16 protein-coding genes and 1 tRNA gene are annotated in these 19,680 nt (G+C 43.8%); 2 read left to right on the top strand and 15 right to left on the bottom strand.

Going from position 1 to position 19,680, the window contains the following annotated elements; genetic code table 11:
• Positions 1–247: 247 nt before the first annotated feature.
• The 15 genes from RYK20_RS08865 to RYK20_RS08935 all read right to left on the bottom strand — a co-directional run bounded on the left by RYK20_RS08865 (position 248) and on the right by RYK20_RS08935 (position 18,383).
• On the bottom strand, positions 248–1,240 hold the full coding sequence (locus RYK20_RS08865) for a MoxR family ATPase (RefSeq protein ID WP_297978779.1): 993 nt from the start codon (positions 1,238–1,240) through the stop codon (positions 248–250).
• An 89-nt stretch (positions 1,241–1,329) separates the two neighbouring features.
• Positions 1,330–2,265 carry a DUF6263 family protein gene (locus RYK20_RS08870; RefSeq protein WP_311457097.1) on the bottom strand — a complete coding sequence of 312 codons (936 nt, stop codon included), beginning with the start codon at positions 2,263–2,265 and terminating at the stop codon, positions 1,330–1,332.
• Positions 2,266–2,283: 18 nt separating this feature from the next.
• The gene (locus RYK20_RS08875) at positions 2,284–3,534 is read right to left on the bottom strand and encodes an FtsW/RodA/SpoVE family cell cycle protein (RefSeq protein WP_314895166.1); all 1,251 of its coding nucleotides are present in this window, start codon (positions 3,532–3,534) and stop codon (positions 2,284–2,286) included.
• A gap of 15 nt (positions 3,535–3,549) precedes the next feature.
• Positions 3,550–4,884 carry a UDP-N-acetylmuramoyl-L-alanine--D-glutamate ligase gene (gene murD / locus RYK20_RS08880; RefSeq protein WP_314895167.1) on the bottom strand — a complete coding sequence of 445 codons (1,335 nt, stop codon included), beginning with the start codon at positions 4,882–4,884 and terminating at the stop codon, positions 3,550–3,552.
• A gap of 23 nt (positions 4,885–4,907) precedes the next feature.
• The gene (gene mraY, locus RYK20_RS08885) at positions 4,908–6,131 is read right to left on the bottom strand and encodes a phospho-N-acetylmuramoyl-pentapeptide-transferase (RefSeq protein ID WP_314895168.1); all 1,224 of its coding nucleotides are present in this window, start codon (positions 6,129–6,131) and stop codon (positions 4,908–4,910) included.
• A gap of 9 nt (positions 6,132–6,140) precedes the next feature.
• Positions 6,141–7,607 carry a UDP-N-acetylmuramoyl-L-alanyl-D-glutamate--2,6-diaminopimelate ligase gene (locus RYK20_RS08890; RefSeq protein ID WP_311457101.1) on the bottom strand — a complete coding sequence of 489 codons (1,467 nt, stop codon included), beginning with the start codon at positions 7,605–7,607 and terminating at the stop codon, positions 6,141–6,143.
• A 21-nt stretch (positions 7,608–7,628) separates the two neighbouring features.
• Complete coding sequence (locus tag RYK20_RS08895; protein ID WP_311457102.1) at positions 7,629–9,629, bottom strand: penicillin-binding protein; 2,001 nt, start codon at positions 9,627–9,629, stop codon at positions 7,629–7,631.
• Positions 9,626–9,952 carry an FtsL-like putative cell division protein gene (locus tag RYK20_RS08900; protein WP_297980611.1) on the bottom strand — a complete coding sequence of 109 codons (327 nt, stop codon included), beginning with the start codon at positions 9,950–9,952 and terminating at the stop codon, positions 9,626–9,628. The genes RYK20_RS08895 and RYK20_RS08900 overlap by 4 nt, the downstream gene beginning before the upstream one ends.
• Before the next feature lie 5 nt (positions 9,953–9,957).
• Positions 9,958–10,878, bottom strand: coding sequence for a 16S rRNA (cytosine(1402)-N(4))-methyltransferase RsmH (gene rsmH / locus RYK20_RS08905; protein ID WP_314895169.1), 921 nt, complete (start codon positions 10,876–10,878; stop codon positions 9,958–9,960).
• Complete coding sequence (locus tag RYK20_RS08910) at positions 10,853–11,368, bottom strand: division/cell wall cluster transcriptional repressor MraZ (protein WP_297980615.1); 516 nt, start codon at positions 11,366–11,368, stop codon at positions 10,853–10,855. The genes rsmH and RYK20_RS08910 overlap by 26 nt, the downstream gene beginning before the upstream one ends.
• Before the next feature lie 247 nt (positions 11,369–11,615).
• The gene (locus RYK20_RS08915; RefSeq protein WP_311457103.1) at positions 11,616–13,745 is read right to left on the bottom strand and encodes a peptidylprolyl isomerase; all 2,130 of its coding nucleotides are present in this window, start codon (positions 13,743–13,745) and stop codon (positions 11,616–11,618) included.
• Between the two features lie 118 nt (positions 13,746–13,863).
• Positions 13,864–15,099: a hemolysin family protein gene (locus RYK20_RS08920; protein WP_314895170.1), complete on the bottom strand. Its 1,236-nt coding sequence runs from the start codon at positions 15,097–15,099 to the stop codon at positions 13,864–13,866.
• A gap of 81 nt (positions 15,100–15,180) precedes the next feature.
• A complete protein-coding gene (gene lptC, locus RYK20_RS08925; protein ID WP_314895171.1) occupies positions 15,181–15,735 on the bottom strand; it encodes an LPS export ABC transporter periplasmic protein LptC in 555 nt (184 codons plus the stop codon).
• Complete coding sequence (locus RYK20_RS08930; RefSeq protein ID WP_297979946.1) at positions 15,732–17,054, bottom strand: hypothetical protein; 1,323 nt, start codon at positions 17,052–17,054, stop codon at positions 15,732–15,734. Before RYK20_RS08930 ends, lptC begins: the two co-directional genes overlap by 4 nt.
• Before the next feature lie 87 nt (positions 17,055–17,141).
• Positions 17,142–18,383, bottom strand: a complete 1,242-nt coding sequence (locus RYK20_RS08935) for a hypothetical protein (protein WP_314895172.1) — start codon at positions 18,381–18,383, stop codon at positions 17,142–17,144.
• 269 nt (positions 18,384–18,652) lie between these two features.
• On the opposite strand from RYK20_RS08935, the gene RYK20_RS08940 reads away from it, so the two are divergent.
• Together RYK20_RS08940 and RYK20_RS08945 are read left to right on the top strand one after the other, a co-directional pair.
• Positions 18,653–18,728 (top strand) — tRNA-Phe (locus tag RYK20_RS08940).
• A 46-nt stretch (positions 18,729–18,774) separates the two neighbouring features.
• Positions 18,775–19,539 carry a UDP-2,3-diacylglucosamine diphosphatase gene (locus RYK20_RS08945; RefSeq protein WP_314802438.1) on the top strand — a complete coding sequence of 255 codons (765 nt, stop codon included), beginning with the start codon at positions 18,775–18,777 and terminating at the stop codon, positions 19,537–19,539.
• Positions 19,540–19,680 lie beyond the last annotated feature (141 nt).

The raw sequence follows: 19,680 nt of genomic DNA on the forward strand, positions 1-19,680 counted from the left end.
AAGAGCTTTAAGCTCTGTGAATGGTAGGCACAAGCTCCAAGCTTGCGCCAGCAAGGAATTTTCACTATTTCAACATCCTAGTTCTCTTTGGAAGGGATGGGTTGGAAAAAATACTCAATAACTTCAAACACACCTCAAACAGAAGCTTCTTTAATAGCTAAAAAATAAAAGAGCAAAACCTAAGCTTTGCTCTTTCGGGGGTCGGTGTTGGATTGCTCCGCCACCTATTTCTGATGTTAGTAATTTACTAAGGTACTTCTATAGTGTTGATAATCTTGTTAATGATATCCACAGAGGTAATACTTTCTGCTTCTGCTTCGTAGCTAATACCTATACGGTGGCGTAATACGTTGAAAATTACCGCACGTACATCCTCAGGGATTACATACCCTCTGCGATGGATAAAGGCGTGGCACTTAGCCGCTACCGATAGGTTGATACTACCACGCGGAGAGGCTCCGAAGGTAATAAGCCCGTTGAGCTCCCCTAGATTGTATTTCTCAGGATAACGGGTGGCAAAGATAATATCCAGTATGTATTTCTCTATTTTCTCATCCATATAGACTTCTCTGGCGACCCGCTGAGCGTGGAGAATCTCCTCTAGGCTTACTACAGGATTCACCTGAGGTTGCTCTCCTGTAAGCTGGTTGCGGATAATGAGTTGTTCCTCATCTAGCTTAGGATAGTCTATAATCGCCTTCAGCATAAAGCGGTCTACTTGTGCCTCAGGGAGCGGGTAGGTACCTTCCTGCTCTACAGGGTTTTGGGTAGCCATTACCAAGAAAGGTCGGTCTAGGGCGAAGGTAGTGTCTCCTATGGTTACTTGCCTCTCCTGCATAGCCTCCAGTAGGGCGGACTGTACTTTGGCAGGGGCACGGTTGATTTCATCAGCAAGTACAAAGTTTGCAAAAATAGGACCCTTTTTGATAGAGAACTCATTCTGCTTCACATTATAGGTCATTGTCCCGATAACATCGGCAGGGAGGAGGTCAGGGGTGAACTGGATACGGCTGAAAGAACCCTTTACCGCTCGGGCAAGTGTATTGATGGCTAGGGTCTTTGCGAGTCCTGGTAGCCCTTCAAGGAGGATATGCCCCTGCCCAAGGAGCCCAATAAGTAAGGCTTCTACCATTGGTTTCTGACCAATAATTACCTTGGAGAGTTCCTTGGTAAGGGTATCCACAAAGGCACTTTCTTTAGCTATTTTTTCGTTAATCTGATGAATATCTACGGTACTCATATGGAATAATTTCTTATGTGTAATTGAGGTGCTAAGTTATTAAATTTTTCTCAATAGAAGCGTTAAAGCAATGAGAAATATTCTTTAAATTAAGAAGCGGTTTCTACCCAATCATTCAGCAGTAATTCCGAGTTCCCTTCGAAGGGGATTTCCTTACCAGGGTGGCTTAGGTCGCCTTCTGCTTCACTGATGCCTTTTACCCGCTGGCGTATGCATCCTTTTTGGAACCACTTAGTTTTGGGATCTAGGAATAGCCAGCTATCTACCTCTCCTTCCATAGTGAAGAAGATGTATTGCCCTTGCTGGAGGATCACTTTCTCCCGCTGGCTCTGGATGATTGCTTTTCCTCGTATCTGGAGGGTATGGTCGTTGGCTTCCACCAGTGTATATTGGGTCTTGATGGTGATATCCATATCCTTGGAGAGGGAGGAGGTTACCTCCCAAGTGTCACCTACTCGCACTTTCTGGCTAGGGAATATAGCGAATACATTGGTAAGGTTGGATTGTAGGGTAGCTTCGCCAAAAGTAGCCACTAGTTGCGCCTCTACTTGCTCTCGCTCGAAAGGGGCTATAGGAGCGTCTTTAGGTTGTTTCTTCTCTAAAGTCTTTATGGCGTTGGTAAGGATGGGGGTAGTACCGGTGAATTTGTATATCTTTCCTTTGTTGGAGATATCTCCTTTGAAGGTTTCTCCCTTGAGGTAGCCTACGGCTTGGTTTAGGTAGGAAGGTACTTTCCCTAAGGGCATTTCTTGTCCATTCACTATAGTTTGCATCTGTAAGGAAGCGTTCTCATAGCGTAGGGTTACAGGGAATATGCGTCTTTCTTCTTTACCAAAAGCAAAAGAAAGCTTGGTAGTACTCTTGGCTTTTGCCTCTACAGCGGCTCCGTTGATGGTCTGCTTCATCTGTACAATGGAGGTTACCTCAAGCGGATATTTTTTCTTCTCCTTAGGGGTTAGGGTTAGGTCTATCAGCTGGCAATAGCCTGAAAAAGGCAACAGTAAGCTTAGTAGGAAGTATTTCATAGTATTTAGTTTTTTCGTTTAATTTTCAGGGGTTATAGCCTTTATAGGAGCCTGTTGCTCATCGGAGTCCTCTTCAGAGGATGGTTCTTTGGCTTTTTCTTGGGCTTCTTTCTCAGCTAGAAAGGCTTTGAGCTCCTCCTCAGGTCGCCTACTCACTGCTAGGACAATTCCTAGGGCAAGGCAGGTCATTACAATAGAGGATCCCCCGCTGGAGAAGAAGGGTAGGTTCTGCCCCGTTACAGGAAGCAATCCTACCGATACTCCCATATTTATAAAAGCCTGAAAGACAATCGGGAGTCCCACTCCTAGTACCAAGAGCTTCCCAAAGATAGTAGGAGCCTTCAGGGAGATAATCATAAATCGTGCCAACATTATGATGAAGAACGAAATAATACCCGCACCTCCCCATAAGCCATATTCTTCTAGGATAATGGCAAAGATAAAGTCCGAATAACTCTTCGAGAGGAGATTCTTCATCACACTCTTCCCAGAGCCCTGTCCGAGCAAGCCCCCTGAGACAATAGCCATTTTTGCGCGCTGGCTCTGGTAGTCCTCTTCTTTAGCTTCATCCTTGTTAAAAAAACGCTCTATACGGGCGCGCCAAGTATCCACACGGTGAGGAAAGGCATCTGGATAGGCACGGACAAAAAGGTAGAAAATACCTGCTAATACTATTGTTAGTACAAATACCGAAAAGATGTGCCGTAAAGGATATCGCCCGATAAATACTAGGGTGATAACCATTGAGAACATAATAGCCCCTGTAGAGAAGTTCGGGAGGGTTACCAGCCCTACGGTAATGCCTACAGGAAGCCATAAGGGGAGTAGGCTATCGCCTAAGGTAACTTTCTGCCCGTAGATTTCCGCTAAGTAGGAGGCTACATATACCAATAGCACAATCATCGCAATGGCAGATGGTTGGACAGAAATACCAAAGATATACAACCATCGGCTTGCATTGGCTCCTTCTATGGTGCTTCCTTTCATCACTACCAGTAGGAGCAGAATCCAAGTAATGAAGAGTCCTAGCCGTGAAATAGGTCTGAGGTACCTATAGGGCATAAGATGTACCACATAGGCGACCACTAGTCCAAAGATAACCAGCCGGACATGGCGGAAAAAATGGTAAAAAATATCCCCCTTCAGCCCCTCTACATACACAATATTACTCGTGGCGCTATAGATGGGCAGGAATGAAATCAAGGCAAAGAAAAAAATAACCCCCCACAGGGCTAAATCGCCTTTTAGGTACTTGGAAAGTTTTTGCATAAGGGAGTTTTTTCCTTAGAGCTTTTCTACATAACGCTTGAACTGCCTACCCCTGTCCTCATAGCTCTCGAAGAGGTCAAAGCTGGCACAAGCGGGAGAGAGGAGTACCGTATCACCCTCACAGGAGAGCCCTTTGGCAACCATTACCGCATCTTCCATAGAATGAGCTTCTATGATGGTGGCAATGATACCTTGGAATACTTGCTTAATCTTTACATTATCCAATCCCAAGCAGATGATAGCCTTCACCTTGTCTCTTACATAAGGAATCAAAGGGGTGTAGTCATTTCCCTTGTCTACCCCTCCTACAATCCATACAATAGGGGCGGGCATTGCATCCAAAGCATAATAAACAGAATTCACATTGGTAGCTTTGGAATCATTGATATAGGTAACGTCATTGACCTTTTTTACAAGTTCCAAGCGGTGTTCTTCCCCTTGGAAAGTGGTTAGGCTCTTACGGATATTCTCGTTGCGTACATTGAGGATTTTAGCGGCTAAGGAGCCTGCTGTTACGTTCTTTAAGTTGTGTTTTCCCTTTAGGGTAAGTTCTTTTGTTGGCATTTCTAAAGTATTTTGGTTAAAAGTAATATGTAAATTTTCTCCAAGGACAAAACCTCCTTGTGGGTTATTTTTTTCTAAGGAAAAAGGAATCAGCTGAGCGGCAATAGGGCGCTTTTTAAGCTCTTCTAGGATTACAGGGTCATCGGCATCATAAATCAGGAAATCCTGCGCTCCTTGGTAAGCGGTGATGCGGAACTTCGCATCGGTATATTTCTCAAACGAATAATCATACCTATCCAAGTGATCAGGGGTGATATTGAGCAACAAGGCGATATGAGGGTGGAAAGAACTGATATCATCTAGCTGAAAACTGCTGATTTCTAGTACATAATATTCTTTTTCCTCTTGGGCAACCATTCGCGCAAAGCTGTGTCCTATATTGCCTCCTACACCTACCGAAAGCCCTGCTTCCTTAAGCAAGTGATAGATAAGGCTGGTCGTAGTGGTCTTCCCATTGCTTCCTGTAATGGCTATAATTGTTGCATCAGTATAGCGGGAGGCGAACTCTATTTCGGAAATCATCTCAATCCCTCGCTCCTGTATTTTCTTAATCATAGGGGCTTTATGAGGGATGCCTGGGCTCTTGATCACACAGTCTGCCGAAAGTATTTCCGCTTCGGTGTGCTTGCCTTCTTCATAGCGAATCCCTAATTGTTCAAGCTCCTTTCGGTATTTTTCCTTTAAGGGAGAAAGGTCGGATAGGAATACCTCCCAGCCCTTAGCGATTCCTAAGATGGCGGCACCTACACCGCTCTCTCCTCCTCCAAGAATGACTAATTTTTTCATATCTCTGTCTCTTTACACAAGATTTATCGTATTTTCAGCGTGATAAAGGAAATCAAAGCTAGGATAATCCCTACAATGAGGAACCGCATTACGATTTTGCTCTCGTGGTATCCTTTCTTCTGATAATGATGGTGCAGTGGCGACATTAGGAAAATGCGCCTCCCTTCTCCATAACGCTTCTTGGTATATTTGAAATAGGCGACTTGTAGGATTACCGATACATTTTCAAGCAAGAAAATCCCACAAAGTACAGGTATTAATAATTCCTTGCGTACCATAATGGCAAGCACGGCGATGATCCCTCCGATGGTGAGGCTTCCTGTATCCCCCATAAATACTTGAGCGGGATAGGTGTTGTACCAGAGGAAACCAATGAGTGCCCCTACAAAGGCGGCTACAAAAATGGTTACTTCCCCCACGTGAGGGATATACATTATGTTGAGGTATTCTGAGAAGATAATATTCCCTGAAATCCAAGAGAAAATCCCTAAGGTGAAGACGATAATCGCCGAACTTCCTGCCGCTAAGCCATCGATGCCATCGGTGAGGTTGGCTCCATTGGATACAGCGGTAATGATAAAGATAACAATAGGGATGAAGATAAGCCAAACCCACTTCTTGGCATCTTTTCCTACCCACTGGATCAGGGAGGCATAGTCGAACTCATTGTTCTTCATAAAAGGAATGGTGGTCTTGGTAGATTTCACTTCCTCTAAAGTACTAATAGGACGTACGACCTCTCTCATACGAGAAGCCTGTGCATTCTCATTCTTCACTGTAACATCGGGGTGGAAGTATAGGGTAGCCCCTACGATAATCCCTAAGCCTACCTGTCCTAGTATCTTGAAGCGCCCTTTGAGCCCCTCTTTATTTTTTTGGAATACCTTGATATAGTCATCGGCAAAGCCTATCATTCCCATCCATATAGTAGAGATGATAAGTAGTAGAATATAGATATTGCTGAGCTTGGTAAAGAGTAGGGCAGGGATAAGCACAGCAATAATGATAATGATGCCTCCCATAGTAGGCGTGCCTGCTTTCTCTTTCTGTCCTACAAGCCCCAAATCACGTACGGTTTCCCCTACTTGTAGGCGATATAATAGGTTGATAATCCGCTTTCCAAAGATAGTGGCAATAAGCAGGGAAAGAATCGCTGCCAACCCTGCTCTGAAGGAGATGTATTGGAACATTCCCGCCCCAGGGAGGTTGTACGCTCGATGTAAATAGTCAAATAGATAGTATAACATTGGTATTTATTAGTTTTTTTCATTCATTAGGGTTCTGGCTTCCTCCATATCGTCGAAATGGGTACGCACTCCCTTGATTTCTTGGTAAGTCTCGTGTCCTTTACCTGCCAGTAAGAGAATATCCCCTGCTTGGCTTCGGAGGTAAGCCTCACGGATTCCCTCACGTCGATCCACTACGGTGGTGTATTTATCGGCTTGTGCAGCCTTTACTCCAGCGGTCATTTCCGCTAGGATAGCCTCAGGGTCTTCATCTCGGGGGTTGTCCGAAGTGAAGACAACAAAGTCACTCTTGAGGATGGCAATCTGCGCCATTATAGGGCGCTTGGTTTTATCGCGATTACCTCCACACCCTATCAGGGTAATTACTCGTTGCCCTGCCTTTCGGATATGGGCAATGGTATCCAATACATTTTCTAGGGCGTCAGGGGTATGGGCATAATCTACAATTACGGTGCGATTTTCCTTACCTACAAACCATTGGAAACGTCCTGAAACGGCTCCTAATAAGCTTAACCCCTTTAGCGCTTCTTCCTGTGATACCCCAAGAAGGGTAGCGGTAGCATACACCGCTAGCAGGTTATAAGCGTTGAAAGAGCCTATCAGCTGGGTGCTTACCTCCTTTTGGTCTATACGGAGGACTAAGCCAGAGAGGTCATTCTCCAGAATACGAGCGTGGAAGTCCCCATAGGTCTTCAGTGCATAGGAGTACTTGCGCGCCTGTGTATTCTGTAGCATAAAGCTCCCATTTTTATCGTCTATATTGGTCAGAGCAAAAGCATCCTTGCTAAGGTTGTCAAAGAACTTTTTCTTTGTATCGCGATACTCGGCAAAGCTCTTATGAAAGTCCAAGTGATCCTGAGTGAGGTTGGTAAAGATACCTCCAGCAAACTGGAGTCCTGCAATACGTTCTAAAGCAACCCCGTGCGAACTGACTTCCATAAAGCAATATTGAATCCCTTGGCTGACCATCTGGCTGAGTAATCGCTGGAGGGTCAGGGCATCAGGAGTGGTGTTCTTGGTCTCTATACGTTCCTCATTGAGGTAGATAGCAATTGTAGATAGCAAACCTACAGAAGCCCCCCATCCCTTGAATAGGCGGTAGAGGAGGGTCGCAATGGTAGTCTTCCCATTGGTGCCTGTAACACCTACCAGCCGGAGCTTCTGGGAAGGGTGGTTGTAGAAAGTGTCTGCCATCAGTCCCATAGCCTTTCCTAGGTGAGCTACCTTTACTAAGGTTACCTCAGGATAGGTGGGGGCTAGGTGTGCCAAGGAAGATTCGCTAACGATTACCTTTACGCCACGGGCAATAACTTGTGGGATAAAGGTATGTCCGTCACTTGAAGAACCCTTTACGGCAAAGAAAAGCCCTCCTTGGGTAGCCTCTCGTGAGTCCTGAGTCAGTTGGCTTACCTCTACCTCTGTATTTCCTAGGACTTCCAGAGGAGTTATATGGGATAATAAATTGCTGAGTTTCATTCTTAAAATTGCGTTTTTTTATTAGGATAAGGTGAGCTTGATGGACTTATTCCGCCCAATGGGTTCTCCTCCTTGGATAGATTGTTCTTTTACTTTTCCTTTTCCTGTAATGATGACATTCAGTCCTAGGTTTTCCATAATAGCGATAGCATCCATAGCACTCATCCCGATTACATTGGGGACGATAGTTTTGTACTTGGAGAGGATTTCATCATATCGTTTGTAGTTTTTCTCTACCTCTTGGCTGGATTCCTCTATATGGTCTATGGTGTCAATCAGGAGGGAATTGGTATATATCTTCTGAGCGATACTCTTGAATACGGGTCCTGATACGTCAGCTCCATAATACCCTATTTTCTTATCAGGGTTATGAATAACCACTAGGCAAGAGTATTTGGGGGTATCCGCGGGAAAGAAGCCTGCAAAGGAAGAGATATATCCTAGCTTGTCCTTATCAGAATAATCCTTCTGTGAGGTACCTGTTTTCCCAGCCATTGAGAAATGAGGGGAGTATAAGCTCTTTCCTGTTCCATACTTTACGGTGTTCTCTAGTACTTTCTTCACCTTGGTGGCTGTCTGTTCGCTACAGATACTACTATTGAGGACTTCGAGGTCAAATTTTTCAATAGACTTATTCCATTGCTTTACTTCCTTAATCATTCTAGGCTTGAGCATCACTCCATTGTTAGCGATAGCATTATAGAAAGTAAGTACTTGTAAGGGGGTCATCTTCAGTCCATAACCGAAAGCCATCCATTCCAGAGCGATTCCGCTCCAGCCTCGTTGGTTGGGCTGGGGGAGGTAGGGTTCGCCTTCACCTGCTACAGGAAGCCCTAATTTCTTATTTAGGTGCATCTTGTTGAGCTTTCCTACAAACTTTTTAGGGTCTTTCCCGAATACATCGTGAATCATCTGAACGATAGCCGTATTGGAAGATACCTGAATGGCTTTGGAGAGATTGATTTTTCCATAACCTTTTCTGTTGGAATCCCATACATTCTGTCCGTAGAAAGAGATTACCCCTTTTTTGGTATCCACTACATAGGTTGTATCTATCTGCGCTTCTTCCATAGCGGTAACCAGAGACATTGTCTTGAACACGGAGCCTGGTTCATAGGTTTCTCCAAGGGCGTAGTTAAAGCGTTCAGCATATTTTCCTTCACTATTAAGCCCTAGGTTGGAGATGGCTTTAATCTCTCCTGTGGCTACTTCCATTACGATAGCGCAACCGTGGTCGGCTTGGTACTTCTCTAACTGTGCCAATAAGGCGTGGTGGGCAATATCCTGTATATTGATATTAATGGTGGAGACAACATCATAACCATCCTTAGGTTCTATCTCTTCTCCGTCGGCAATAGGCTTCCACTGTCCTTGGGCGATTTTCTGCTTGAGGTGCTTTCCTTGCACCCCTGAGAGGTATTTGCTGAAAGCCCCTTCAAGCCCCACTCGGAATACATTCCCTTGGTCATCGGTACGGTCATACCCTACAATACGGTGGGCAATCGCTCCCAGAGGGTACTCTCTGGAGGTCTTCCCCTCTACAATCAGTCCCCCTCTAATACCTCCTAAGGAGAAGAGCGGGAGCTTTTTGATACGGCTACACTCATCCCACCCTAGGCCTCTACCTATCAGTAGGTACTTAACCTTTCGGTTACGGGCGTTCTTTAGTGTCTCCACATAGTGGGAAGCAGGTTTGTTAAATATCTTTGACAGGGAGTCACTCAGAGGCTTGAGGTTGGTATCGAAGTCCTTCTTGCTGGGAGTTACGGCATCAAAGTGGATATCATAACGAGTTACTGAGGTAGCCAGTAGGCTTCCGTCATCTGAGTATAGGTTGCCTCGGTTAGGCTCAATAACAAATTCTTTGATGGTGTTCTCCTCAATGAGTTGTCGGTACTTATCTCCATTGATATACAAGCCGATGAGCTTTACGATGATACTTAAAGCAAAGATAAAAAGACCCGCCACCACAAGAATGGTGTGCAGGTTGATGATTTTATCTTTTTGTACTTCAGTATTCATTCTCTTACAATCACTTTTATTTTATTGGGAGGGGTCTGGGATTGCTTGAGTCCGCTATCCTTCAGCCCGCTCAGTATAGTAGATTCCAGCTTGATACGCTGTAGGCGCGAACGGACATCTACAAACTCGCTCTGTAATTCCTTAATCTCCTCATTGAGCTTGGCAATGGCATATATTTTCTGGTCGATGAGGTGACTGCTATAAATCATTATGATGCATAGAAAAAGAGAAAAGAGCAATAACACCCAGTTCTTCAGAGCATTTTCTCCTATGAGAAAATCCACTTTGAGGATTTTGGCTAATTGTTCCTTTACTGATTTCATCTTCCCTATAGCATTTCTATACGCTCTCCTATGCGTAATTTAGCACTTCTGGAGCGGTTATTTTCTTTAATTTCCTCAGCCGAAGGGGTGATAGCCTTTCCTACTCTCTTAAAAGGGACAATGAGGTTTCCATAGAAGTCCTTTTGGGCTTCTCCAGAGAATTGTCCGTCACGGATAAACCGCTTTACGAGCCTATCCTCCAACGAATGGTAGGAAATAAGGCTGATACGTCCTCCTACTTTCACGATTTCGGGCAACTGGAGTAAGAATTCCTCTAGGGCACCGAGTTCCTGATTTACTTCTATTCGTAAGGCTTGGTATATTTGTGCCAATACCTTATATTCCTTACCCTTAGGGAGGAATTTCTGTACGACTTCTTTAAGGGTTGAGGTGGTCTCTATAGGCTGTTCTTCCCGATAGCTACAGAGGGTCTGGGCAATCTGTTTTCCTTGAGAGAGCTCCCCATATTGGTAGAAAATACGAGTAAGGGCTTCTACCTCATAGGTATTGACTACGGTGTAGGCTGAGAGTGGTTGCTCTTGGTTCATACGCATATCCAGCGGTCCTTCATAGCGGGTGGAAAACCCCCTTTCTCCAGCGTCTAACTGATGGGAGGAGACTCCGAAGTCCGCCAATACACCATCTACCTCTCTTACCCCATAGAAGCGCAGTAATCGCCTGATATGCCTAAAATTCCCATCGATGAACACCAAGCGAGGATCATCAATAGGATTTTGAGAAAAAGCATCCTTATCTTGGTCAAAAGCATAAAGCTTTCCTTTCTCTCCCAATCGTTCCAGAAGGGCACGAGAATGCCCACCTCCTCCAAAGGTAGCATCTACATAAGTACCTTGAGGATTTATAGAGAGCCCCTCTAGGCTCTCGGCTAGTAGCACAGGCTTATGATAGCAATCCTTCTGGTACATCACCCATAATTTTTTCGGTTAGTAACATAAAATCAGCTTCATTGATGCTGTTAATCTCCTGATTATAAAGGTCTTTGTTCCAGATTTCAATGAAGTCCATCATAGGGGCTAGCACCACCTCTTTATCTATCTTACTGAAGTCATACAAGGGCTTGGGAATCACAAAACGCCCAGTGGCATCTATCTCTGTTTCCTTAACGCCTGCTGTATAACGCCGGAAGAAAGTAAGGTGTTGCTGGTTGAATAAGTTGAGTTTGGCTTTCATCTTCTCCATTATCCCCTGCCATTCTCCCTGTGTGTAGAGCTCTATACAAGGCTTATAGATAGAAGGCTTGAGGATAAGAGGCGCTTGTAACTCCTTATCCAACACGGACTTAAGCCCAACAGGCAAGGTAATCCTGCCTTTGGCGTCCGCTTTGCATTCGTAAGTTACATAGGTGTGAAGCATCTCTATTTTATTCTTGCGCCAAAGGTACAAACTTTTTCCCACTTTCCACCACTTTTTCCCACTTTTTTTATTAACACGGATTTTTTTGGGATCTGTATCTTCATTTTACTCCCACATATCACCTAGCTTCTCTGGCATCAGATTGGCTAGTATTAAGGATATATAAAGCTTTGAGGATTGGGAAGGGGCGGGGAGGGCTAGAGAGAAGGTCATAAAAAAACTCTCCCAAGTAAGGGAGAGTTTTGTATTAAGTTAAAATTATAAATATGAAAAGAAACAATATAAAATTCTAATAGAATTTACTTCTATTATCTTTGATTTCAGCGGTTTCCTCCAATGCGGAGAACAAATCTTGTGAAGCACGGCTAAGCTTTTGGTTTCTTAGGGTATTCATAAAGCTACTGTAATTATTGAGGTTAGGAGCAATCTCTTGCTTTATGACTTCGATTACATATACTCCATTATCTCCTACAATAGGTTGTGATACTTTGTTCAAAGGGAGCGCAAAAGCAGCACCCGCTACAGCACCTTCGCTTCCTTCTCCTCCTGAGAGGTAAGGATTTCTTGCGCTGAAGTTCTCACTGAGTTGTACCTGAGAGGCTCCTACAGCTTGAGCAATTTGTTCTAGGTTATTTCCTTTGAGTTTTTCAGAAAGCATTTGTGCTTTTTTCTCTTTGATAAGGATTGGTTCTACCCTAGGGCGAGCCTCTTGAACAGAAGCAGTTCCTTTGTCAATCTTCTTGGTGAGCTGAGCGATTACATAGCCTCCTTCTTTGAGGTCAAAGCGACTGATAGCTCCTACTTTAGTATCATCTTGGAAAGCCCATTTCACAAGGGCGCGGTTATTACCTAATCCTGGGATATCTTCATAGAGAGCCTCTAGGTTATTGGCAGGGAGCACGCTGAGTTGCTCTTTAGCAGCGATTTCAGCAAACTGTTTAGGGTTCTTTAGGGCATCTGCTTCAAAGGTAGTTGCTTTGGTTAGTATCTCAGCACGAGTAGCGGCTGAAGGTTCTATATTACGGGTAATGGTAGCCAGCTGTACGCCTTCTTTAAGGTCTGTTATTTTGACAATATGGAACCCGAAATTGGTTTCTACCAAGCCTATATCTCCTACCTTAGCAGAGAATACATAATCATTGAAAGCAGGCACCATCATTCCGCGAGAGAAGAAGTCCAGATCCCCTCCATTAGAAGCGTTAGAAGAGTCATCGGAGTTGGTTTGTGCTAGAGTAGTGAAGTCTCCTCCTGCTTTCACTTGAGCAAGTACGCTTTCAGCCTTAGCCTTTGCTTCTTCTTTGGTGCGTGTGATAGCACTGTTTCCAGGGAGGGAACCTTGGTAAGCGATTAGGATATGGCTTGCGCGAGCTTCTCCGTTAGGAATCTTGGAAAGCATACGAGAATATTTGTAGGCTCCAGCATCTTCGTAAGGACCGTAAAGCTCTCCTACAGGAAGGTTGTAGAGCATATCCGCAACAGAAGCAGGAAGCTTGTCCTTGCTTACATATAAGCTATCAAAAGGAGTATCCGAATTTTCATTTACAAAATCAGGAACTTTTTTAGCAGGGAGTTGGGCAAAACCAGGGAGGGTGTCATTCTGTCCTGTCTGTGCATTATAGATTACACGAGGTTTGTTCAGTGCCAGAAGGCTTTCTTCAAGGGCTTTTTTATCAGCTGCACTAGCTACTTCAGGAGCTAGGACGAACTGTATATTGCGCATTTCCTCTTGCTTGAATTCTTTAGGGTGCTTACGTACATAGTCTTGAATCTCTTGGTCAGAAATCTTCACTGAGCTATCGGTGATAGAGGTATAAGGAAGCCCTACATAGCGTAGATTAACGCGGTCAGCCTCTTGGTGATAAGCGGCTTCTCCTTCACGCAAAGTAACGCCCAGCCCCGCACGGATAAGGCTTAGGTAAGTTTCGCGCTTAGCAGCATCTACATAGGATTTTTCTTCCTTTAGCCATTGCTGATAGGTAGAAGGATTCAGTTGCTTAAGTTCGGCGATGAAAGCACCAAATTTGTTGGGGTCAAAAGCCCCTTTTTCATCTTGGAATTGAGGGTTGTTCGCATAACTAGGAATCTGAGCAATCAGGGCGATGATTTGTTCTTTTCCGATGGAAATTCCTAATTTTTCGAACTGCTGGTCAATGATTTTTGATTGTACATTTTGCTGCCAAAGCGCATTGACAATATAGTTCTGAGAGATGCCAGAAGCCCCCATATTACGGAGGGTATTTTCTACCTGTGTGGAGAACTCTAAGTAAGGTATTTTTTCTCCATTTACCTCTCCAACTACTAGCTGGTCAGGGGTTTGGGTACGACTGAAAATGCCCGAAATAACAAAGGCAAAAAGAGCTAATCCAATGACAAGGATTAGGAAAATGGTTCGTTTTCTAATTTGTTCAAGAACAGCCATAAAATGTAAGGTTATTTTTTATTCAATAAGGTTTGCCGTATCTATTATATACAGCGTGCGAAAATACGAAAATTTTAAAAAAAATAAAAATAATTGTCAATATTTATTTTTCTTCTGGCTAAAGGACGAAAACACGCACGGTAAGTACTTTGTTATCAGCGACTTCTTCCACCAGAAAGCGATATCCTTCTATGAGAATCTCCTCGTTTTTCTCAGGGATAGATTCGTGGATAGCGACCACTAGCCCTCCAAGGGTGTCATAATTCTCCTGTTCGGGTAGGGAGAATTTGTATTTTTCATTAAGATATTCTACTTCCAGGCGGGCGGAGAATAGGTATTCTTTTTCGGAAATCTGTATTTCTTTTTGTAGGTTCTTATCGTGCTCGTCTTCTATCTCTCCGAAGAGCTGCTCTACGATGTCCTCAAGGGTAATGAGTCCTGAGGTACCTCCATATTCATCAAAGACAATCGCCATACTCTGGTGCTTCTTGGTGAGTATATCCAGCACCTTGGAGATGTATATAGTCCCAGGAACCTGGGTAATAGGGCGGAGGAAGTCACGTATCTGCTTGGGGTTCTTAAAGAGGTCAAAAGAATGCACATAGCCTACTACCTCATCTATATTTCCTTGATAGACAGGAACTTTTGAGAAATTACTACTGACAAAAACAGCCTTGAGGGTTTCTATACTATCCTCAATCTCTACCGCTACCATTTCCGTGCGAGGGATCATAATTTCCCTTGCTTTTACCTCCGAGAAGCCTAATGCATTCTGGAACATCTGTACTTCTGAATCCATCTCCTTACTCTCAGGCATATGTTCTATCTGTTCGGAGATGTAGTTCTCAAGTTCTACTTTGGTGAAATTCAGGCGGCTAACGTCTCCTCGAGTATTGAAGAATACCCGAAGAATGGAATCGGAAATCCACATCACAAAAGAGGAGATAGGGGAGAAGATTACATAGAAAAAGTAAGCAAAGGGTCCTAATACCTTTAGCAGGGTATTGGCATAGATTTGGAAAAACACTTTAGGGAGGAACTCTCCTGTGATGACAATCACCAGTGTGGAGATGACGGTTTGCCACAGGATATTGTGGAACTGCTCAGGGAGTTGCTCGGTGATGAGGTTTCCCATAAGAATTCCATAGATGACTAAGGTAATATTATTGCCCACCAGCATTGTAGCAATGTACTTGGAAGGTGCTGAGGTGAGTTTTTCTAGAATTTTTCCAATAATTCCGTGCTGTTTCTTGTCAATTTCCAGTTGTACTTTATTGGAGGATACATAAGCAATCTCCATTCCTGAGAAAAAGGCAGAGAGTAACAGCAGGACAAAAATAAGAACTATATCCATAAGCAAATAGGCTTCCCTTGAGCTTGGAAGCGGGGCAAAGATACGAATTTTTCATCAAAAAAGCCCTGCTCAATAGGGTATTTATTCCTTAATAGGCAAGATTCCTGTAATTTTGTGAGCTTTTAGGCGAGAGAAGCTCTTGTCGAAATCCATTCCTATTCCCTTGGTGATGCTTCCTTGTAAGCTGTCTATATAAGTAAAAGGTTTTTCGGTGAAAGCCCATTCGCTATCGGCTTGCCAGAAGATTTGGGAGGTCTTGAGGATTTTGCCATCGTGAGTGATAAGTTCCACACTATCACGAAGTTCCACCATCTGAGTAGGGAGATAGTAAATGGCATAGTGTGACTTTATGGTATTCTTTCGGGCTTGTTCGTCAAAAAGGTCTAATACCAACCCTTGAGGGAACTCCTGATAGGCGAATTTTTCATTAGAAAAATCCAGCGAGAGGTTACTGGTGAGGATGGCTTTCACCTTAGCCGAGTCGGTATAAATCAGCTGGAAATCCTCCGTTTGGGCATAGGGGATTTTCCCTTGAGGAGCCTCTTTTTGCTTTGTTGCATTTTCACAAGAAAAGAACATAGCCAGGAGAGCTATCCACGCTATGTTCTTGAAAGAAAATATTTTATCAGCTATCATTTGAGTTCAGGTACTTTTACAGATTGTCCGATCCAACACTTGAAGCTAATGGTCTTTCCACTCATTCCTGAGCTGAATACATCGGCTTTGGAAGGGGCGAGCCGTTCGTAGTGAGCTGCGAGCTTCTCAAGTCCTCCTTTGCGGGCAGTGTTGGCAGCGAGCCAATATACAGCGCGCTTCTCGAAAGAGGTGGTTCCACACTCGTTGGCAGAGCTAGCGTATGCTTGTGCAATCACTTGGTAAGCACTGGAGTTAGAAGGGTTATAGCTAAGAGCCTTCTGAGCGTAGCTTACAGCAGTACTTCCTGTGTATTTGGCAGCTATTTTCACCAGATAAGAGGATTTTTTTAGGTTGTCTTTCTCTAAATCTACAGCTTGGTTAAAGTACTTAACGGCTTCGGCATTTTTCTTCTGTTTCTCTTTCATAATACCCAAGTATAGGGCAGAGGAAGCAGAGGGCGAAAGCTGATAAAGGCGTTCTACCAATTGTACAAAAAGAGGGTTTTGAGTACATTCCTTATCAGACATTTTGCTAGCGGCACGGCGTAGCCACTCTATATTGTCCTTGTTAGCCTCATAGTTCTTTTCGTATAAAGGAATAAGGTTGGAGCAGTCCGCAAGCTGTCCGAGCTTGCTATCTACATTCTCGGAGATGCTCTTGAGGTTGCCCACACGAGTACGTGCTACTTGGAGCTGGTTCTTCTCCTTATCGGTGAGTGTGCCTGCTTCTTCTTTGGGGAGTAACTCATTGATAGTAAGAGATACTTTTCCGTTTTGTTCTTCTATAATCTCGGACACATTATCATAGGTATCGAAGATTTCTTGTAGTGTTTTTTTCTTCTCGTTATATAGGTCAATAGCTGAGGCAAAATACTGGTAGATGATCATATCATCGGTAAAGAGGTCTTTGTTCAGCTGGAAGGTCTTATCAAGGAGGTTATAGAGCTCCTCTCGGGTTCCTAAGTTATAGTCTATAAGAATTCCTGACTGGCGGATGTTGAGGTCTCCTTCAGTGAGCTTATTGGGGAAATACTTATGGAACTTATTGTAGAGTTCTTGCAAATCCTTAATATACTTAGCCTTATCAGTACCTTGCTGGATTTTGTCCCTGAGGATGCGCTCTCCGTAAAGGAAAGTGGATTGGTAGAGTTCAGGGCAGTTGTCATAGACAAACTTCCAAGGCTCATAGGCTTCATTGTAGTTTTTTACTTTGGCAGCTTCTACAAAAAGAGAGGCTTTCGACTGGCATTCTTCTTTCTGAGCGTAGCCCGCTAGAGAGAGGAAGGCGAATAATGAGGTAGTGAGGATTCTTTTTTTCATTTTTTCGGGTTAAAAGGTTATTAATATACTAAGGGCTTTATTCAAAGCCCTTAAGATGTTTTATTTATGGAATCAATAAGGTTTCTTTTAGTGATAACGAGACCTCTGGAACCATTTATCATTTAAGGTAAGGGCAACCTTCAGGGCAAAATAGTTTTCTTTGGCAAGGGAAGTCTGTCCTTTACTTCCCCAAACGCCTCCTAGGGTAACATTAGAAAATCCTTGTATAGGAAGGCTAGCACCAAAAGTTATGCCAAAGTCATTTACAGGGGTATCTCTGAGGCTAATTCCGGTGGATTCATAGTAGAAGCCAGCCCGATAGGTAATTCGTTTCCAGTATTTTGAATAAGCGGAGTAATGAGGCAGATAGAAACCTCCTACACTGAGCTTATAACCATTATTATAGGTAACAAAATCAGAAGTTACAAAGGGATTGGAGAACTCACTGAGGTTCACAAAGCTGATATCGGCTCCTACAAACCACTGCTGTTGCTTACCCATTCCTGCCGATAAGGTCAGTTCGGAAGGGGTAGTTAGGTGTGTGCGGGCTAGCTCGCCTAGGTCAAAGGTACGCTTATCCATCTGTACGAGTCCGTTCTGGGAGCTTCTTAGGGTACTCACGGAGCGCGAATTGGTAGTTCGTATAGTTCCCTTTGGGGTATAGCTTACTCCAGAGGATATGAAATATTGCTGGTTAAGGTCTCTCTCATACTGAAGTCCTAAGCTGTAGCTACCTCCTCTGAAGAGGGATTCACTTTCTTCACGGGTAGGGTATAGGAGATTGGTAGCTCCATACTGGTTTTCATAGTTAGCTTTTCCAAAATCAAAGGCGCCACTTACCCCTAAGCGAAGTCCTTTGTATAGGTGAGCTCCTACAGCTAGGTAGGCGCGATTCACCCCTCCGCTACCTTCGTATAGATATTGGGTAGTCTCTGTACGGGTGCTTAGCCTATATCCTATAGAGCTATAGGGTTGTAGCCCTACCGATACCCCTACTCCTTTATATACAGGGAAAGAAAGGCTGAGGTAGTCCATCTGGAAAGTACGTTCCATATAAGAACTTCCTTTTCCCTTAATGGAACGGATATCATAGGAGACCCCTAGGGCGTAGGTTGTCAGCTTGAGCTTTCCTAATGAAGCAGGATTACGTACATCCACACGGGTGGAATCCGCATAGGCAGAGATGCCTCCCATTAGGGCATTTTCTATATTCCCTGAAAAGCGCTTCACGCCTAACCCGTAATAGGAATAAGGGGAATTGATTCCTTTCTGGCTATAGCCCCAAAGACTACTACATAAGGCTAAAACGAACAGATAACTTCTTAACATACTTAGCAAAATAGCTCTATCTATGAATAACTTCTATAAATAGAAAAAGATTTGCAAATATCCAACATTTTTGTAAGTTATGCAAGTGAAAACCTTAGTGAAGATGTTAAATTTTTGTTTATAATAAAAAGCAGGAATAAAAAGTAATTGAAAAACAGCTATATAGACAAAAAATAGAAAAAAGATAAAAAAAATAACGGAAAAGGCTTGTAGGTTTCAAAAAAAGTCGTACCTTTGCACCCGAAATAAGTGAATGACTCACTTGACTGGGTGCCTTAGCTCAGTTGGTAGAGCAAAGGACTGAAAATCCTTGTGTCCCTGGTTCGATTCCTGGAGGCACCACCACCCAAAAAGCCGCTTTGTATAAAGTGGCTTTTATTATTTATAGCCTATGATAGAGATTGCATTAGCCTCAGGCAAAAGCCTCTTTTTTGCCTCAGATAATCACTTAGGGATGCCTTCCCTTGAGCAGAGCCACCAGCGAGAACGCCTTTTTGTACAATGGCTAGAGGAAATAGCTCCTAAGGCAGGAGCTCTCTTTCTATTGGGGGACTTATTTGACTTCTGGTTCGAGTACAAGCGCGTGGTCCCTAAGGGGTTTGTGCGTGTGCTGGGGAAGCTTGCACAGCTGAGGGACCAGGGGCTCCCTATCTATTTCTTTGTGGGAAATCACGACCTATGGATGGGAGATTATTTTGAAAAAGAATTGGGGATTCCTGTCTTCTATAAGCCTCAAGAGGTGTCCTGTGCAGGGAAGCACTTTCTTATAGGGCACGGCGATGGGCTGGGTCCTGGGGATAAGGGGTATAAGCGTATGAAAAAAGTCTTTACCAATCCTTTTTGCAAGTGGCTTTTTCGTTGGTTACACCCTGATATAGGGGTGAGCCTAGCGCAATATCTTTCAGTGAAAAATAAGTTGATTTCTGGGGCTGAGGATGTGCATTTCTTGGGAGAAGATAAGGAATGGCTGGTGCAATACTGTAAGCGGAAGCAAGCCCAGAAGCATTATGATTACTTCCTTTTTGGTCATCGCCACCTGCCTATGACTATAGACCTCGGTGGGGGAGCTACCTATATCAATACAGGAGACTGGATACACTACTATACCTATGCGGTCTTTGATGGGCAGAAATGTCAGTTAGTGGTTAGGGACTAGAGGCGGGGGGTGAGTCACCCCTGACAATTTATTTTTTTTTAGAAAAAAAGGAAGTAGTTCATCATATCCTGCTGGTCCCCTTCCTCCTTGTTCGCAATGTGATGCATTACTCTATAATCATTCAAAAGAAAATGACATGTT

Origin of the sequence: uncultured Capnocytophaga sp. (assembly GCF_963525585.1) — a bacterium.
In the GTDB taxonomy this organism is placed as follows: Bacteria; Bacteroidota; Bacteroidia; order Flavobacteriales; family Flavobacteriaceae; genus Capnocytophaga.

What these genes read in the sequence shown, in the direction of transcription:
- RYK20_RS08870 (WP_311457097.1), bottom strand. Translation starts at nt 2,265, where the DNA reads ATGAAATACTTCCTACTAAGCTTACTGTTGCCTTTTTCAGGCTATTGC.
- RYK20_RS08900 (WP_297980611.1), bottom strand. Translation starts at nt 9,952, where the DNA reads ATGAAATCAGTAAAGGAACAATTAGCCAAAATCCTCAAAGTGGATTTT.
- RYK20_RS08915 (WP_311457103.1), bottom strand. Translation starts at nt 13,745, where the DNA reads ATGGCTGTTCTTGAACAAATTAGAAAACGAACCATTTTCCTAATCCTT.
- RYK20_RS08945 (WP_314802438.1), top strand. Translation starts at nt 18,775, where the DNA reads ATGATAGAGATTGCATTAGCCTCAGGCAAAAGCCTCTTTTTTGCCTCA.
- RYK20_RS08865 (WP_297978779.1), bottom strand. Translation starts at nt 1,240, where the DNA reads ATGAGTACCGTAGATATTCATCAGATTAACGAAAAAATAGCTAAAGAA.
- RYK20_RS08930 (WP_297979946.1), bottom strand. Translation starts at nt 17,054, where the DNA reads ATGAAAAAAAGAATCCTCACTACCTCATTATTCGCCTTCCTCTCTCTA.
- lptC (WP_314895171.1), bottom strand. Translation starts at nt 15,735, where the DNA reads ATGATAGCTGATAAAATATTTTCTTTCAAGAACATAGCGTGGATAGCT.
- mraY (WP_314895168.1), bottom strand. Translation starts at nt 6,131, where the DNA reads ATGTTATACTATCTATTTGACTATTTACATCGAGCGTACAACCTCCCT.
- RYK20_RS08935 (WP_314895172.1), bottom strand. Translation starts at nt 18,383, where the DNA reads ATGTTAAGAAGTTATCTGTTCGTTTTAGCCTTATGTAGTAGTCTTTGG.
- murD (WP_314895167.1), bottom strand. Translation starts at nt 4,884, where the DNA reads ATGAAAAAATTAGTCATTCTTGGAGGAGGAGAGAGCGGTGTAGGTGCC.
- RYK20_RS08875 (WP_314895166.1), bottom strand. Translation starts at nt 3,534, where the DNA reads ATGCAAAAACTTTCCAAGTACCTAAAAGGCGATTTAGCCCTGTGGGGG.
- RYK20_RS08890 (WP_311457101.1), bottom strand. Translation starts at nt 7,607, where the DNA reads ATGAAACTCAGCAATTTATTATCCCATATAACTCCTCTGGAAGTCCTA.
- RYK20_RS08920 (WP_314895170.1), bottom strand. Translation starts at nt 15,099, where the DNA reads ATGGATATAGTTCTTATTTTTGTCCTGCTGTTACTCTCTGCCTTTTTC.
- RYK20_RS08895 (WP_311457102.1), bottom strand. Translation starts at nt 9,629, where the DNA reads ATGAATACTGAAGTACAAAAAGATAAAATCATCAACCTGCACACCATT.
- rsmH (WP_314895169.1), bottom strand. Translation starts at nt 10,878, where the DNA reads ATGTACCAGAAGGATTGCTATCATAAGCCTGTGCTACTAGCCGAGAGC.